Source organism: Streptomyces sp. NPDC020681 (genome assembly GCF_044334895.1).
Lineage (GTDB): Bacteria > Actinomycetota > Actinomycetes > Streptomycetales > Streptomycetaceae > Streptomyces.
Map to the genome: position 1 here is coordinate 79,475 of NZ_JBIRTX010000015.1, position 15,717 is coordinate 95,191.

A 15,717-nucleotide genomic window follows, 5' to 3' on the forward strand; every position below is an offset into this window, starting at 1 on the left:
ACGCGACCGGACTGACACCGACCAGGTCCGTAGGGCCTCCGGAGCAGGGATCCAGGGCCTCTGTCGGGTTAAGGTCTGTTCGACAGCAACAGGAGGCATTCGAGTTGATCTACGGCGCAATGAAGTTCTCCATCGGAGGCTCGCTGAAGCTTGCCTTCAGGCCGTGGGTGGAGGGCCTCGAGAACATTCCCGCCGAGGGGCCGGCGATCCTCGCGAGCAATCATCTGTCCTTCTCGGACTCGTTCTTCCTGCCCGCGGTGCTCGATCGCAAGGTCACCTTCATTGCCAAGGCGGAGTACTTCACCTCGCCCGGCGTCAAGGGCAAGCTCACCGCCGCGTTCTTCAAGGGCGTGGGCCAGCTCCCGGTGGACCGCTCCGGAGCGCGCGGCGCGGGTGAGGCGGCGGTCAAGGCAGGCATCGCGGTCCTCGACGGCGGCGGCCTGTTCGGCATCTATCCGGAAGGCACGCGCTCTCCGGACGGCCGGCTCTACCGCGGCAAGCCCGGCGGCCTCGCTCGTGTGGCGCTCGCCAGCGGCGCTCCCGTGATCCCGGTCGCGATGATCGACACCGAGAAGATCCAGCCGCCCGGCAAGGTCGTCCCCAAGCTGATGCGCCCAGGGATCAGGATCGGCAAGCCGCTCGACTTCAGCCGCTACCACGGCATGGAGGGCGACCGCTTCATCCTGCGCTCGGTGACCGACGAGGTCATGTACGAGATCATGAACCTGTCCGGCCAGGAGTACGTCGACATCTACGCGACGGCCGCCAAGCGCCGGATCGCGGAGCGGAAGGCGGCGGCCGACAAGGCCGCGAAGGAAGCAGCGAAAGAGGCGGCGAAGGAGACGGCCAACGCGGCCGCCAGGACGGACCGTTCGGACGAGGCAGCGAAGACGGACCGGCCTGCCGCATAGCGGCGCCGTCCGTCCCGGGGTGGGGGATATGGCCAAGCGCGAGCGTGTCGTGCGGATGTCGGTCGAACAGCCGCTGTGGCGTGCGCTCATGGCGTACCGCGTGCTGACGATGGTCTACGCGGATCTGCTCTTCGTCTTCACCCCGGACAAGTTCGAGCGGCCCTGGGTCGCGGCCGCGTTCCTCGCCGTGATGTCGGTGTGGACGCTGGCCACGCTGCCCTGGGTGTCCAGTGCGACCCGCTGCACCAAGCGGTTCCTCGGCGCCGATCTCACCATCGCGCTGACCGGCATTCTGCTCACACCGCTCGCCGACTTCCAGGCGCAGCAGGTCGACGGGCCGACGCTGCCGACGATATGGACGGCCGGTTCCGTCCTCGCGTTCGCCATCAAGGGCGGCTGGCGCTGGGCGGGTTTCGCCTCCTCCTTCGTCGCCGTCGCCAACATCATCGAGCGCGGCGAGCCCAGCCGGGACACCTTCCACAACGTCCTGCTGGTCTGGGTCGCCTCCATCGCCATCGGCTATGTCGTCGAGGTCGCCCGCGCCTCCGAGCGCACGCTCGCCCGTGCGCTGGAGATCGAGGCGGCCACCCGCGAGCGGGAGCGGCTCGCCCGCGACATCCACGACAGCGTCCTGCAGGTGCTGGCGATGGTGCAGCGGCGGGGCACGGCGCTCGGCGGCGAGGCGGCCGAGCTCGGCCGGATGGCCGGCGAGCAGGAGATCGCGCTGCGCACCCTGGTCTCCAGCGGACTGGTGCCCACGCCGCACACCTCCGAGGACATCACGGAGGGCGCAGTGGTCCGGGCCGTCGAGGACGACGACACGTCGGACGGGCCCCGGCAGTACGATCTTCGCTCGCTGCTCGCCCAGCACGCCGGGTCCAGGGTGACCTTCTCCGAGCCGGGCGCGCCCGTGCTGCTGCCGCCGCCCGCCGCGGCCGAACTCGCCGCCGCTGTCAGTGCCGCACTGGACAATGTCAGCAGACACGCGGGGGAGGACGCCCAGGCCTGGATCCTGGTCGAGGACTGGCCGGACGAGGTGATCGTGACGGTGCGGGACGACGGCCCGGGCATTCCGGAGGGCAGGCTCGCCCAGGCGGAGGGGGAGGGACGGCTCGGTGTCGCTCTCTCCATCCGCGGCCGGCTGCGGGATCTCGGCGGCAGCGCCGAGTTGATCTCGGTGCCGGGCCAGGGCACAGAAGTCGAATTGAAGGTTCCACGGGGGAAGGCAGGACGATGACGGACCAGCAGACGATCAAGGTGATGGTCGTCGACGACCACCCGATGTGGCGGGACGCGGTCGCCCGCGACCTGGACGCGGCCGGTTTCCAGGTGGTGGCGACGGCGGGCGACGGCCAGCAGGCCGTCCGCCGCGCCAAGGCGGCTTCGCCCGACGTCCTGGTGCTCGACCTCAATCTGCCCGGCATGCCGGGCGTCCAGGTGTGCAAGGAGCTCGTCGGCACCATTCCCGGCCTGCGCGTCCTGGTGCTGTCCGCGAGCGGTGAGCACGCGGACGTACTGGAGGCCGTGAAGTCCGGCGCGACCGGCTATCTGCTGAAGTCGGCCAGTACGGAAGAGCTCACCGACGCCGTGCGCCGCACCGCCGTCGGAGACCCGGTCTTCACTCCCGGCCTCGCCGGCCTGGTCCTCGGTGAGTACCGCCGGCTCGCCTCCGAGCCCGTGCCCTCCTCCGGCCGCGGCGACGAGCCGAAGGCCCCACAGCTGACCGAGCGTGAGACCGAAGTGCTGCGTCTGGTCGCCAAGGGGCTCTCGTACAAGCAGATCGCCGAGCGCCTGGTCATCTCGCACCGCACCGTCCAGAACCATGTGCAGAACACGCTCGGCAAGCTCCAGCTGCACAACCGCGTGGAGTTGGTGCGGTACGCGATAGAGCGCGGCCTCGACGACGTCTGACGCGTCAGCGGCGGGCCCGGCCCAACCCCGCTCGTACGGGTGAAAACCGGGCCCCAACCATCGCATCGCACGCAGGAATTGACCTTTCGCCCCATCCCTCAGTGACCTGGATCACCATTAGCGTGGCGGTCATAGGGCTCATCAGGCGAAGGGAAGCTTCCATGCGCGTCGGAGTACTGACCGGGGGCGGCGACTGCCCCGGCCTCAATGCGGTCATCCGCGGCATCGTCCGCAAGGGCGTCCAGGAGTACGCGTACGAATTCGTCGGCTACCGCGACGGCTGGCGCGGCCCTCTCGAGGGCGACACGGTCCCGCTCGACATCCCGGCCGTGCGCGGCATCCTGCCGCGCGGCGGCACCATTCTCGGCTCTTCGCGCACCAACCCGCTCAAGGCGGAGAACGGCATCCGCCGCATCAAGGACAACCTCGCCAAGGGCGAGGTGGACGCGCTGATCGCGATCGGCGGCGAGGACACCCTCGGCGTCGCCGCAAGGCTGCACGACGAGTACGGCATCAGCTGCGTCGGCGTACCGAAAACCATCGACAACGACCTGTCCGCGACCGACTACACCTTCGGCTTCGACACGGCCGTCGGCATCGCCACCGAGGCCATCGACCGCCTCCACACCACCGCCGAATCCCATATGCGTGTCCTCGTCGTGGAGGTGATGGGCCGGCACGCGGGCTGGATCGCCCTGCACTCGGGGCTGGCCGGCGGCGCCAATGTCATCCTCATCCCGGAGCAGCGCTTCGACGTCGACCAGGTCTGCGCCTGGGTGACCTCGCGGTTCAAGGCCAGTTACGCGCCGATCGTCGTGGTTGCCGAAGGCGCGATGCCCAAGGACGGCGAGGCGGTGCTGAAGGACGGCACGCTCGACTCCTTCGGGCATGTACGGCTCTCCGGCGTCGGCGAATGGCTGGCCAAGGAGATCGAGAAGCGCACCGGCAAGGAGGCCCGCACGACGGTCCTCGGCCATGTCCAGCGCGGGGGCACGCCGAGTGCCTTCGACCGCTGGCTGGCCACCCGCTTCGGGCTGCACGCGATCGACGCGGTGCGGGACGGCGACTTCGGCAAGATGGTCGCCCTCCAGGGGACTGACATCGTGCGGGTGCCGATCGCCGAGGCGACGGCCAAGCTGAAGACGGTCGATCCGAAGCTGTACGAGGAGGTCGGCGTCTTCTTCGGCTGACGAGGCTCCGGACCCCCCCCACGCCGTGCCTGGCGTGGGGGGTTCCTCGGTGAGGACGTGTTCGGGGAACAGCCCTGGGGCCTGATCCAGACGAAAAGGCCCTAGGCCCCGTTGGCAGCCCGTCCGGCCAGTACTCCCGCGAGCAGCGTCGCCATCAGGGCCGCGCCGTCCATGGTGAGCACGGACTCCGGGTGGAACTGCACGCCCGCGAAACCGGGGCCCCGCATCGCGTGCACATCACCGCTCGTCCCATCGCGGCTCAACTCGATGCGGTGCATGGCCAGTTCCGCCGCGGTCCGCTCGTCGCAGCGCGCCGTGAAGCTGTTGTAGAAACCCACCGTCTCGTCGCGGCCGAAGAAGTCGATCCGCTCCTGCGCGCCCTGGTACGGCGCGTCCTTCCGTACGATCTCCAGGCCCAGCTCCGCCGCCATCAGTTCCTGGCCGAGACAGACGCCGAGCAGCCCGTGGGGGTGCTCGCGCAGCAGATCCGCGGCGAGCGCGCGCAGGAAGCGCATCTTCGGGTCGGCGGCGTCGGCCGGGTCGCCGGGGCCCGGGCCCAGCACCACCGGGCCGGGGTGCGCGAGCGCCCTCTCCCGCAGGCCGGGCTCGTCGTACCGCCGCACCGTCACCTCCAGCCCCGTCGAACGCAGCAGATGCGCGAGCATCGCGGTGAAGGTGTCCTCACCGTCGACCACCAGCGCATGGCCGGTCAGTTGGGCACTGCGCTCCTGCATCCGCAGCCAGAACGGCGCGAGATCGGCGCGGCGGGCGTCCAGCGCGGCACGGACCCGCGGGTCGTCGGCGAGCCGGGGCCGCTCGCCGTGCTCCCGCGGCCGCCCGGGACGTACTCCCAGCGCGGCCAGCACCCCGGCCGCCTTGGCGTGCGTCTCGGCGACCTCGCCGGCCGGGTCGGAGTGCCGCACCAGCGTGGCTCCGACCGGCACCCGCAGCGATCCGTCCGCGTCGATGTCGGCGGTACGGATCAGGATGGGGGAGTCGAGAGTCTGCGCGCCGCCCGCGTCCTTGCCGATCAGCGCGAGCGCCCCCGCGTAGTAGCCGCGACCGCCCACTTCGTGGCGCTCGATGACCCGGCAGGCGTTCTGCACGGGAGATCCGGTGACCGTCGCCGCGAACATGGTCTCCCGCAGGACATCCCGTACATCGAGAGAGCTCCTGCCCCGCAACTCGTACTCCGTGTGCGCGAGATGAGCCATCTCCTTGAGCCGCGGCCCGATCACGACACCGCCCATGTCGCCGACCGTGCACATCATCTTCAGCTCCTCGTCGACGACCATGGAGAGCTCCTCGCGCTCCTTGCGGTCGGCCAGGAAGCCGAGCAGCGCCTCGGGCGTCGGGCCCTCGGGCGGATAGCGGAACGTGCCGCTGATCGGGTTCATCACGACGGTGCCGCCGCTCATCCGGACATGCACCTCCGGGCTGGCACCGACCAGCGTCCGCTCGCCGGTGTGCACGACAAAGGTCCAGTACGCACCGCGCTCACCGGCCAGCAGCCGCCGGAAGAGAGCGAGCGCGTCGGCCCGGCCGAAGCCGTCGATGCGGCCGGTGTAGGTGCGGCGGATGACGAAGTTCGCACCCTCGCCGCGGCCGATCTCGTCCTCGACGACCCGGCTCACGATGTCGGCGTACGCCTCGTCGTCTACGTCGAAGGCCCCGCCGGCGACCCGTACGTCATGCGCGGGAAGCTGCGCCAGCACATCGGCGAGCGGGAGTTCGTACGACTCGTCGGCGACCAGCACGCTCAGCGGAGTGCCGTCGTCGCGCACGTCGAAGCCGCGCTCTCTGATCTGGCGGAACGGGATCAGCGCGAGCGAGGGCCGGTCGGTGACCGGGATGTCGGCGAGCGAAGCGGCCTCGTGCACAGCGCCGATCAGGAGCTCGACGGTGTCGTGGTCATGGCCCGGGGTGCGCCTGCGCAGCAGCGCGAACGGCGGGCAGTGGTCGTCCAGGAGTCGGTCGATGGTCGGTCGGTCGATGGTCGGTCGGTCGGGAGTCATCCGTGGGTTCCTTCCGAATGGGAGGAACGGCCCCTGGCAACGGAAAAGGCCGCCCCTCGGGGCGGCCTTCGCGAGCTGTGTACGCGCGCAGTCAGTGGGCCGCCGGATGAGCGGTCCACCACCAGTTCTGGATCGAGTGCGCGAGCATGCCGCGACCCTAACGCATCCGCCCGCGGTACCGTAGCGCGTCCCGGTCAGCGGGACGGCCACGGCGCCGCGGGCGGCACAAGGCGGGCCAGGATCGGCCCCGGTGCGTCAGACCAGCAGGTTGAAGATCTGCCAGCCGGGTCCGATCTGCGTCCGCGCCGCGAACGGCGAGGTCGCGCTGCCGGTGCTCCGGTAGAGCCACAGCACGCCGGATCCGTCGCGGGCGATCACGTCCGGCTTGCCGTCACCGGTGAGGTCGCTCGGTCCGTTGAGGACGTTGTAGACCCCCCAGCCGGAGCCGACCTTGACCCGGGCGGCGAACGGCGCGGTCGCGCTGCCCGTGCCCTTGTAGAACCAGAGCACCCCGGAGGCGTCCCGGGCGATCAGGTCCGCCTTGCCGTCGGCGTTCAGATCACCGGTGTCGGTCAGCGTGTTGTACAGGTTCCAGCCGGAGCCGACCTGGATCCGGGCGGCGAACGGCGCGGCGGTTCCGGTGCCCTTGTAGAGCCACAGGACACCCGACGCGTCCCGCCCGATCAGGTCGGGGATGCCGTCGGCGGTGAGGTCCCGGGCGCCGGTCAGCTGGTTGTAGATGCCCCAGCCCTTGCCCACCTCGGTGCGCTTCAGGAACGGCGCTGAAGGATTGCCGCTGCCCTTGTAGTGCCAGAGCACACCCGCGGTGTCACGGGCCACCATGTCGCCCGTGCCGTCGGCGCGCAGCGCGGTCATCGAGGTCACCGCGTTGTAGCCCTGCCAGCCGCTGCCGACGCGGTACCGGCTGAGGTACGGCGAGGTCGCGCTGCCGGTGCCCTGGTACTGCCACAGCACGCCCGACGAGTCACGGGCGAGAGTGTTGTACCGGCTGGTGCCGGGGTCCGGGACGGTGCTGCTGGACTCCTCGACGTCGCTCGCCTTCACCCACGCCATGCGGTGGTTGTAGCGGATCGGGACGTAGAGGTCGGTCTTGCCCTCGACCCGGAGCTGCTTGGAGCCGAAGTAGTCGTCGCCGAGGACCGCCTCGCCCGCCTTCACATAGGCCTGGCCGGCGGGGAAGGTGTACTTCGACAGGTAGTTGGGGTTGTCCGTCGGTGCGGTCTCGCCGGTTCCCTCGTAGGCCAAGGCCTCGGGGTAGGTACGTCCGTAGACCCGGGCCGTCGCGCCGGCCTTGAGCTTCACCACGGTGCCACTGGCCAGCGACTTGGTGAACTGGCCGCCGGGGTTGTAGAACCAGGCCTTCTGCCCGCCGTACCAGATGGCCGTCCAGTTGTACTGCGCCTCGGCGACGACGTAGGTGCCTCCCGCGAGGACCTTGTTGCCCCAGTTCGGGCCGTCGCTCCACTTCACGTTGGGGATGTACGCGTCCTTGATCGGCGTGGTCGTCGACGCCGACTCGTACAGGTACCCGAAGTTCGCCGGCTGCTTGGCGACGGTGCTGCCGTTGTACGTGATCGTGGGCTGGTTCGCGGTGGTGAACGGCGGTACGACACGGACCAGTTGACCGGCCTTGAGCAGGCCGCCGACGCCACTGGCGCCCGTCGGCGCGCCCATCAGCGACATGTAGTGGTTCCAGTCCCAGAACGGGCCCGCGTCCCAGTGCATGCCGGCCACCTTGGCGTCCAGTGCTCCCGGCACCTCGTCGTGGCCGATGATGTGCTCACGGTCCAGCGGAACGCCGTACTTGGCCGCCAGGAACTTCACCAGGGCCGCGGAGGACTCGTACTGCGGCTCGGTGTACCAGCTGCCCGCCTTGATGGCGTAGCCCTCGTGCTCCACGCCAATGGCGTGCATGTTGACGGTCCAGTTGCCCGCGTGCCATGCCAGGTTCTTGTTCTCGACCATCTGGGTGACCAGACCGTCCGAGGCGCGGATCAGGTAGTGCGCGCTTCCCGCGGCCGCGGCGCTCTGGAAGGCGGCGATGGTGCCGCTGTAGCTGCCCTCGGTGTCGTGGATGACGATCTGGCGGATGCCGAACCCGGCTGCGGGGCGGTCCGCGAGCGTGTAGTTGCGCTGGCCGGTGCTCGGGACCTCGGCCGGGATGTAGTTGCAGTTCAGGCCCGACGGGCACTCCGGAGTCGGAACCGCCGCCGTGCTCGCGAACGACGCGGCGAGCGGGACGTTCGACGGCTTGACCGGCTCCACAGAGGGATCGGCCGGCAGGGTGACCAGCTGGCCGTCCGCGGTGAGCTCGCGCTCGCCGGTCCTGATCGATTCGAAGACGCGCTTCGCGTAGAGATCGGCGCCCTTCTTGTCCGGCGACTCGCTGAAGCGGGCGACGGCCGGGTACCACTGCCCCGGCTCGTCCGGCAGCTCGCCGGTCGCCTGGCGCTGGTACTCCGCGAGCAGCGCCGCACCGGCGCGGACGCTCTCGGCGGTGCCGTTCTTCAGTGAGTCGGTCGAGCTGTCGATCAGCTCGGCGGCCTTGTCCAGCGTGTGCAGCCGCGGGTCGTCGGTGTCGACGGTCTCCTTCGGCAGGCTGCGCAGCATCTTCGCGGCGTCGAAGTTCTTCTCGATCGCCGGGTTGCCGCTCGCGTTGAGATGCGCGAGGCGTTCCTTGTCGTCCGGCTGCTCGACGTCCTCCGGGTCGACCTGGGTAAGCCCCATGACGTTGTACGCGCCGGTCGTGCTCGGCTGCCCGTCGTGGCTCTCCCAGCGCGTCTGCCGGTACGAGACCGCCATCAGCACGCTCTTCGGTACGTCGAATTCCTTCGCCGCCTCCTCGAACTGGGACTGCAGCTCCCCTCCCGGAGCCGCGGCCTTTCCGTTCGTCGTCGACGAGCCGAGGAAACCGGGCGAAGCCACGGCCACCGTCCCGATCACCGCCGTGGCGACGATCGCCGCCCCGGCCCCCCACATCAGCGTCTTTTTCTTCCGGTCTCTCCGGTGTGCCCTACTCAACGCCCCACCCCTGGATTTGTTTAATTGTCGACCAAAGCGGCGAGAGGCTAGCAGCTCTGGGACGGGTGGGGACAGTGTGAGGACATTCCGGACGTTGTCTCAGTGACTGGGCACCTGCGGATAGTGCTCGGCCGACCCCGTAATGTTGGCTCTGTGACCGTGAACGCTAAGACCACCACCGCCGGTGGCAACACCTGGCGAGACCTGCCCGCGGCGCAGCAGCCCGAGTACCCCGATGCCGAGGCTCTGCGCGATGTGATCGCGGACCTCGAGTCGTATCCGCCGCTCGTCTTCGCCGGCGAGTGCGACCAGCTGCGCGCCCGGATGGGAGCCGTCGCCAAGGGCGAGGCGTTCCTGCTCCAGGGCGGCGACTGCGCCGAGGCCTTCGACGCCGTGTCCGCCGACCACATCCGTAACAAGCTCAAGACGCTCCTGCAGATGGGCGCGGTGCTCACCTACGCCGCCTCTGTGCCGGTCGTCAAGGTCGGCCGGATCGCAGGCCAGTACTCCAAGCCGCGCTCCAAGCCGACCGAGACCCGCGACGGCGTGACGCTCCCGACCTACCGGGGCGACTCCGTCAACGGCTTCGACTTCACCGAGGCCGCCCGCGTCCCGGACCCCGAGCGCCTCAAGCGGATGTACAACGCCTCCGCCGCGACGCTCAACCTGGTGCGCGCCTTCACCACCGGCGGTTACGCCGACCTGCGCCAGGTGCATGCCTGGAACCAGGACTTCGTGAAGTCGTCCCCGTCCGGCCAGCGCTACGAGCAGCTCGCCCGCGAGATCGACAACGCGCTGAACTTCATGAAGGCCTGCGGCACCGACCCGGCCGAGTTCCGCACCGTCGAGTTCTACTCCTCGCACGAGGCGCTGCTGCTGGACTACGAGGGCGCGCTGACCCGCACCGACTCCCGTACCGGAAATCGGTACAACACCTCCGGCCACATGGTCTGGATCGGTGAGCGCACCCGACAGCTCGACGGCGCGCACATCGAGTTCGCCGCGCAGATCCGCAACCCGATCGGTGTGAAGCTCGGTCCGACGACCACGGTCGACGAGGCCCTGCAGTACATCGAGAAGCTCGACCCGGAGCGCGAGCCCGGCCGGCTGACCTTCGTGGTCCGCATGGGCGCCGACAAGGTCCGCGACAAGCTTCCCGAGCTGGTCGAGAAGGTCACGGCGTCCGGCGCGACGGTGGCCTGGGTGACCGACCCGATGCACGGCAACACCTTCGAGGCGGCCTCCGGCCACAAGACCCGCCGCTTCGACGATGTGCTCGACGAGGTCAAGGGCTTCTTCGAGGTCCACAAGGCCCTCGGCACCCACCCGGGCGGCATCCATGTCGAGCTCACCGGTGACGATGTCACCGAGTGCGTGGGCGGCGGCGACGAGATCTTCGTCGACGATCTGCACCAGCGCTACGAGACGGCCTGCGACCCCAGGCTGAACCGCAGCCAGTCCCTGGACCTGGCCTTCCTGGTCGCCGAGATGTACCGCGACCAGTAGTAATGGATCAACAACGGTGGGGCGCGGATCGATGTGATCCGCGCCCCACCGTCATTTCCGGGGCTTTTACGCGCCGCACCTGGCGGGTAAGGTTAGGTTAGCCTCACCGATCATCGGGGACGGCACCGCCTATCGATCCCCTCCGGGAGGTGAACCGCGTGTACGTCTGCTCATGCTTCGGCATCACCGAGAAGCAGGTGAAGGAACACGCGGACGCCGGTGCCTGCACCCCCCGCCAGATAGCGTCGGCCTCCAAGGCGGGCACCGACTGCGGCTCGTGTGTACGCCGCATCCAGGGCATTCTCGGCCGGGGCAGCTGCCCGCGGCGCGAGCTGCTGGATCAGGGCCGGCCGGCGCTGACCGCCGAGCTCGCGGAAGTCGCCGAGCTGGACGAAGTCGCCTGATCCTGCTTGATCAAAAAGACCCTGCTTGATCAAAAAGACGGGCTCTAGCTGTCCGGCTGCTCGATCTGCTGCGCGATGTACAGCGCCTCACCGAGCTTTTCGATCAGCTCCAGCTGGGTGTCGAGATAGTCGATGTGGTGCTCCTCGTCCTCGAGGATCGACTCGAAGATGTTCGCCGAGGTCACATCTCCCTTGCCGCGCATGACGTCGATACCGCGCTTCAGCCGGTCGATCGCCTCCACCTCGACCTGCCGGTCCGCCTGGAACATCTCGGTGACGGTCTGGCCGATGCGTACATGGAACAGCCGCTGGTAGTTCGGCAGGCCGTCGAGGAAGAGGATCCGGTCGGTCAGCACCTCCGCGTGCTTCATCTCGTCGAACGACTCCGACCGGGTGTACTTGGCGAGCTTCGTCCAGCCGAAGTTCTCCTGCATCTTGGCATGCAGGAAGTACTGGTTGATCGCGGTCAATTCGGCGGTCAGCTGCTCATTGAGGAACTCGATGACCTCGGGGTCGCCCTGCATCGCAGAGGCTCCTTCCGCGCGTGTGACGTTGGCAGGTGGGCGCATCCTTGCACCGCGCCCATGGGCCGTCCAGTAAGTGCATGCTTAGTAGGAGTTGCCCGAATCGGGCCAGACCTGGTCATGACCACCCCTGCTGGTCTGTCACCATTGAAGGCATGGGTCAGCCGGAGAGCCGGGATTACCGCGCACCAGAGGAGTCCGAGCTTCCGCCGGGGCAGCGTCTGCAGCGTGGCTGGCCGGTCACTCATTACGGGCCCGTACCCAAGTTCAAGCCGGACCGCTGGGAGTTCAGGGTTTTCGGCGCCACGGCGGACGGCGACAAACGCTGCTGGAATCACGAGGAGTTCTCGGCGCTGCCGTTCTCCACGGTCGTCGCCGATCTGCACTGCGTCACGAAGTTCAGCATGCTCGGGGCCGAATGGGGTGGAGTGCCCGCCCGTACGATCCTCGAACTCGCGCCGCCGGCGGCCGAGGTCACCCATGTCATGGTCTGGGCCGAGTACGGATTCAGCGCCAATCTGCGGATCACCGACTTCATCGCCGAACGCACCATCTTCGCGACCCACAAGGACGGCGAACTCCTCACCGCCGAACACGGATTTCCGCTGCGTCTGGTCGTACCGCATCTGTACGCCTGGAAGGGGCCCAAATGGGTCCGCGGCGTGGAGTACATGACCGCCGACCGCCGCGGCTTCTGGGAGGAGCGCGGCTATCACAACCTCGGCGACCCCTGGCGGGAGCAGCGCTACTCCTACCAGGAGGAACCGGGCGACGGCCCCGAACTCTGAGGCCGTACGGCTCTGAGGCTCCGCCTCAGTGGTGGTACTGGTGCACCACGGCGTGGCCCTTGCCACGGCCGATCATCCACTTGTTGACCGGCACCGTGATCACAAAGGCGGCGGCCAGCGCGATGGCCAGCACCAGCCAGAACTTCACGTCCGCGAGATGCGCGTCCATGGCGCCGGGCCAGAACGCGATCACGCCGTTGTCGATCAGTTCCATCACGGCGATCGAGAGGGTGTCCGCGGCCAGGGCGACCCGGACGGCGGCCTTGAAGCCGACGCCGGCCTTGAGGACGCCGCGCAGCGTGAAGGAGTAGCCGAAGAGGAACGCGAGGACGATCGCCAGGATCATCGTCTCGACGTTTCCCCAGCCCAGCGCGGTGCCGATGACCATGCCGAGCACTTCGCCGATGGCACATCCGGTGAGGCAGTGAAGGGTCGCCTGCGCGGCCATGGACCAGCTGACCGTGCCGAGGCCGTCATGGCCGCCGTGCTCGTGGCTGTGCTCGTGGCCGTGCTCGTGGTGCGTGTGGTCGGTGTCGTGCTGCATGCGGGCCCCCAGCATCAGGTGACGGTTCCTGTCGGATTACCGGAACCGTATACCCCCCAGGGGTATTCCCTCGAGAGGTCAGCCGCGGAGTTTCTTCAGCAGCGCCACATCCGCCGCGTACGCCTGGGTGGGTCCTGGCGTCTCTATGATCAGCGGCACGCCCTCGGTAGCCGGATGGCGCAGCAGCTCCCGGAACGGCTCCTCGCCGATATGGCCCGCGCCGATGTTCTCGTGGCGGTCCTTGTGCGCGCCGACCACGTCCTTGGAGTCATTGGCGTGGATCAGCTTGAGCCGCCCCTCGCCCACCGTCTCCACCAGCAGATCCAGGGTCTGCGCCATCCCGTGCGGACCCGTCAGATCGTGACCGGCCGCGAAGACGTGGCAGGTGTCCAGGCAGACGCCGAGCTTCGGATGCGCGTCGAGCGCCTCGAAGTACGGGCCGAAGTCCCAGGTCCGCGAGCAGAGCGAGAAGCCCTGGCCGGCCGTCGACTCCAGCAGCAGAAACGGGTCGTCGTCGTGCGTCAGCTCGTCGAGCAGCGGCAGCATCAGCTCCCGTACCTGCGCCAGCGCCACCTCGCGAGTACGTCCGCCGGTCGCCGAGCCGGTGTGCACCACCACGCCCAGCGCACCGATCTCCCGTCCTCGCCGCAGCGAGTGGCGCAGCGACTCCACCGACTTCTCGGCCGTCGCCTCGGTGTGCGAGCCGAAGTTGATCAGATACGGCGCATGGACGTACGCCGGGATGCCCTCGGCGGCGCACTCGGCGCGGAACCGCTCGTCCTGCGCGGGATTTCCGGGCGGCGTCGCCCAGCCGCGCGGATTGGCCACGAAGACCTGCACGGTCTCCGCCTCCAGCTCGCGGGCGTACCCGAGACCGACCGTGGCGAGGCCGCCGGCCACGGGGACATGGCCGCCGACGGGGTTGCGCATCAGTGACTAGATTCCCTTGGTCTTGATGGTGATCGTGCTGCCCTCGGGTGCCTGCTCGCCCGCATCGACCGACTGGCTCTCGACCGTGTCGCCGAGGAACGGGAAGGTCTTCTCGACCTTGACCTCGAAGCCCGCCGACTCCAGCTCGGAGGTGGCCTGGTCGATCTTGTCGCCCACGACGTCCGGGACCTCGATCATCCGCGGGCCCTTGGAGACCGTCAGCGTGATCGTGTCGCCGCTGGCCAGCTTGGCGCCCTCGGCCGCCGACTGCCGGGCCACGGTGCCCGCGTCCTCCGGCGAGTTGACCTGCTGGGCGGCGATCTTGACCTTGAAGCCCGCGCCTTCCAGCTCGCTGGTGGCGTCCTCGACCGAACTGCCGGTCACGTCCGGCACCTCGATCGGCTGGCCCTTGCTGACGACGATGGCGACCGCCGAGTCAGGGCTGCGCCGGGCTCCGGCGTCCGGGTCCGTACTGATCACGGCACCCTGCGGAACCTCTTCGCTGAAGGCCCTGGTGACCACTCCCGGCGCGAGGCCGACCTTCCGCAGTTTGCGCTCGGCGGTGGCGAGCGGATCGCCCTTGACCTCGGGAACCCGGACGATCTCGGGGCCGCGAGAGACGATGAGGGTCACCGAGTGGTTGCCCCGGATGCGCTCGTTGACGGTGGGGTCGCTGTTGATGACCGTGCCGCGGGCGATCGTCTCGCTGAAGTCGTACCGGACGTTCTTCACGTCGAGTCCGGAGCTCTTCAGCTCCTGCCTGGCGTCCTTCTCGGTCTTGCCGATCAGGGCCGGGACCCGGGTGAACTGCCCGGAGTTGATGTACCAGACGCCCGCGCCGACGCCGAGCACCAGGAACACCGCGACCAGGGCGGCGACGATGCCGCGCCGGGGGACCGGCCTCCGGCGGGACTGCCGGGGCGGCTGGTGCGGCGGCTCGGACGGCGGCATGGCCAGCCGGGTCGTGTGGTTGACCTGCGGTTCTTCGTGCGGGAGGACTCGCGGGATGACGTCCGTACGGGCGTCGGCGGCGTACGCCTCGTTCGCCGGCTCCTCCTCCCGGGCCAGCGGCGGCACCAGATCCAGCTGCTCGTCGCTGAGCGCCGCGCGCGCCTCACGGACCTGCGCGAGAAGGGCCACGGCGTCGTGCGGGCGGACATCGGGATTGCGGGCGGTGGCGCTCGCGACCAGCTCGTCGAGCTCCAGCGCGAGTCCGGGCACGAGCGCGGACGGCGCCGGAACGTCCTCGTTCAGATGCTGGAAGAGGACCTGGGCCGGAGTGTCTCCGGAGTGCGGCTTGCCGCCGGTCAGCATCTCGTAGAGGACGACCCCGCAGGCGTACACATCGGCGCGCGTGTCGGCCGTGCCGTACTCGATCTGCTCGGGCGCGAGATAGGAGACCGTGCCCAGCACGGTGCCGGTGGTGTTGGTGACCGAGCCGACGGCGCGTACGAGCCCGAAGTCGGCGACCTTGACCCGGCCGTCGTCCCCGATCAGCACGTTCTCCGGCTTCATGTCCCGGTGGACGAATCCGGCCCGGTGCGCGGCGCCGAGCGCCGCCAGCACGGGCTCCATGATGTCGAGCGCGGCCCTCGGCTGGAGCGCCCCGCGCTCGCGCAGCACGTCGCGCAGCGTGCAGCCCGCGACGTACTCCATGGCCAGGTAGACGTACTGGCCTTCGGCGCCCTGGTCGAACACCGCCACCACATTGGGGTGGGCGAGGCGCGCGACGGACTTGGCCTCGCGGATGAAGCGCTCCACGAAGGAGGCGTCGGTGGCGAGCGCGGGATGCATCACCTTGAGCGCGAGCACCCGGTCGAGTCGCGTGTCGACGGCCCGGTAGACCGTGGCCATACCGCCGACGGCGATGCGCGCGTCGACGCGGTAGCGGCCGTCGAGCACATGCCCGACGAGAGGGTCCTTGAGGGTCGTATCCACGCGGGAGATTCTAC

Annotated in this window: 14 protein-coding genes; 7 read left to right on the forward strand and 7 right to left on the reverse strand. The window is 69.1% G+C overall.

Annotation, left to right across the window (positions count from 1 at the left end):
* Positions 1-119: 119 nt before the first annotated feature.
* The 4 genes from ACH4YL_RS29660 to ACH4YL_RS29675 all read left to right on the forward strand — a co-directional run bounded on the left by ACH4YL_RS29660 (position 120) and on the right by ACH4YL_RS29675 (position 4,012).
* Positions 120-911, forward strand: coding sequence for a lysophospholipid acyltransferase family protein (locus ACH4YL_RS29660; RefSeq protein ID WP_398510652.1), 792 nt, complete (start codon positions 120-122; stop codon positions 909-911).
* A gap of 28 nt (positions 912-939) precedes the next feature.
* Positions 940-2,148, forward strand: coding sequence for a MacS family sensor histidine kinase (gene macS / locus ACH4YL_RS29665; protein WP_398510522.1), 1,209 nt, complete (start codon positions 940-942; stop codon positions 2,146-2,148).
* Complete coding sequence (locus tag ACH4YL_RS29670; protein WP_398510523.1) at positions 2,145-2,822, forward strand: response regulator; 678 nt, start codon at positions 2,145-2,147, stop codon at positions 2,820-2,822. Before macS ends, ACH4YL_RS29670 begins: the two co-directional genes overlap by 4 nt.
* Positions 2,823-2,983: 161 nt before the next feature.
* Entirely contained in the window at positions 2,984-4,012 is a 1,029-nt protein-coding gene (locus ACH4YL_RS29675) for a 6-phosphofructokinase (RefSeq protein WP_398510524.1), read from the forward strand.
* Positions 4,013-4,113: 101 nt separating this feature from the next.
* Here the strand turns inward: ACH4YL_RS29675 and ACH4YL_RS29680 are convergent, their stop codons facing one another.
* From ACH4YL_RS29680 to ACH4YL_RS29690, 3 genes are all read right to left on the reverse strand, one after another.
* Entirely contained in the window at positions 4,114-6,027 is a 1,914-nt protein-coding gene (locus ACH4YL_RS29680) for an anthranilate synthase family protein (protein WP_398510525.1), read from the reverse strand.
* A 91-nt stretch (positions 6,028-6,118) separates the two neighbouring features.
* Positions 6,119-6,175, reverse strand: a complete 57-nt coding sequence (locus tag ACH4YL_RS29685) for a trp operon leader peptide (protein ID WP_356123226.1) — start codon at positions 6,173-6,175, stop codon at positions 6,119-6,121.
* A gap of 107 nt (positions 6,176-6,282) precedes the next feature.
* Positions 6,283-9,027, reverse strand: a complete 2,745-nt coding sequence (locus tag ACH4YL_RS29690) for an N-acetylmuramoyl-L-alanine amidase (RefSeq protein WP_398510526.1) — start codon at positions 9,025-9,027, stop codon at positions 6,283-6,285.
* 195 nt (positions 9,028-9,222) lie between these two features.
* On the opposite strand from ACH4YL_RS29690, the gene ACH4YL_RS29695 reads away from it, so the two are divergent.
* Together ACH4YL_RS29695 and ACH4YL_RS29700 are read left to right on the forward strand one after the other, a co-directional pair.
* The gene (locus ACH4YL_RS29695; RefSeq protein WP_398510527.1) at positions 9,223-10,575 is read left to right on the forward strand and encodes a class II 3-deoxy-7-phosphoheptulonate synthase; all 1,353 of its coding nucleotides are present in this window, start codon (positions 9,223-9,225) and stop codon (positions 10,573-10,575) included.
* A gap of 149 nt (positions 10,576-10,724) precedes the next feature.
* A complete protein-coding gene (locus ACH4YL_RS29700) occupies positions 10,725-10,979 on the forward strand; it encodes a bacterioferritin-associated ferredoxin (RefSeq protein WP_398510528.1) in 255 nt (84 codons plus the stop codon).
* Positions 10,980-11,023: 44 nt separating this feature from the next.
* Here the strand turns inward: ACH4YL_RS29700 and bfr are convergent, their stop codons facing one another.
* Positions 11,024-11,503 carry a bacterioferritin gene (gene bfr, locus ACH4YL_RS29705; protein WP_398510529.1) on the reverse strand — a complete coding sequence of 160 codons (480 nt, stop codon included), beginning with the start codon at positions 11,501-11,503 and terminating at the stop codon, positions 11,024-11,026.
* A gap of 155 nt (positions 11,504-11,658) precedes the next feature.
* On the opposite strand from bfr, the gene ACH4YL_RS29710 reads away from it, so the two are divergent.
* Positions 11,659-12,291: a sulfite oxidase-like oxidoreductase gene (locus ACH4YL_RS29710; protein WP_398510530.1), complete on the forward strand. Its 633-nt coding sequence runs from the start codon at positions 11,659-11,661 to the stop codon at positions 12,289-12,291.
* Positions 12,292-12,316: 25 nt separating this feature from the next.
* On the opposite strand, the gene ACH4YL_RS29715 is transcribed toward ACH4YL_RS29710, so the two are convergent.
* From ACH4YL_RS29715 to pknB, 3 genes are all read right to left on the reverse strand, one after another.
* Positions 12,317-12,835: a DUF4396 domain-containing protein gene (locus ACH4YL_RS29715; protein WP_398510653.1), complete on the reverse strand. Its 519-nt coding sequence runs from the start codon at positions 12,833-12,835 to the stop codon at positions 12,317-12,319.
* Between the two features lie 78 nt (positions 12,836-12,913).
* Positions 12,914-13,765 carry a deoxyribonuclease IV gene (locus ACH4YL_RS29720; protein WP_398510531.1) on the reverse strand — a complete coding sequence of 284 codons (852 nt, stop codon included), beginning with the start codon at positions 13,763-13,765 and terminating at the stop codon, positions 12,914-12,916.
* Positions 13,766-13,771: 6 nt separating this feature from the next.
* Positions 13,772-15,703, reverse strand: coding sequence for a Stk1 family PASTA domain-containing Ser/Thr kinase (gene pknB / locus ACH4YL_RS29725; protein ID WP_398510532.1), 1,932 nt, complete (start codon positions 15,701-15,703; stop codon positions 13,772-13,774).
* Positions 15,704-15,717 lie beyond the last annotated feature (14 nt).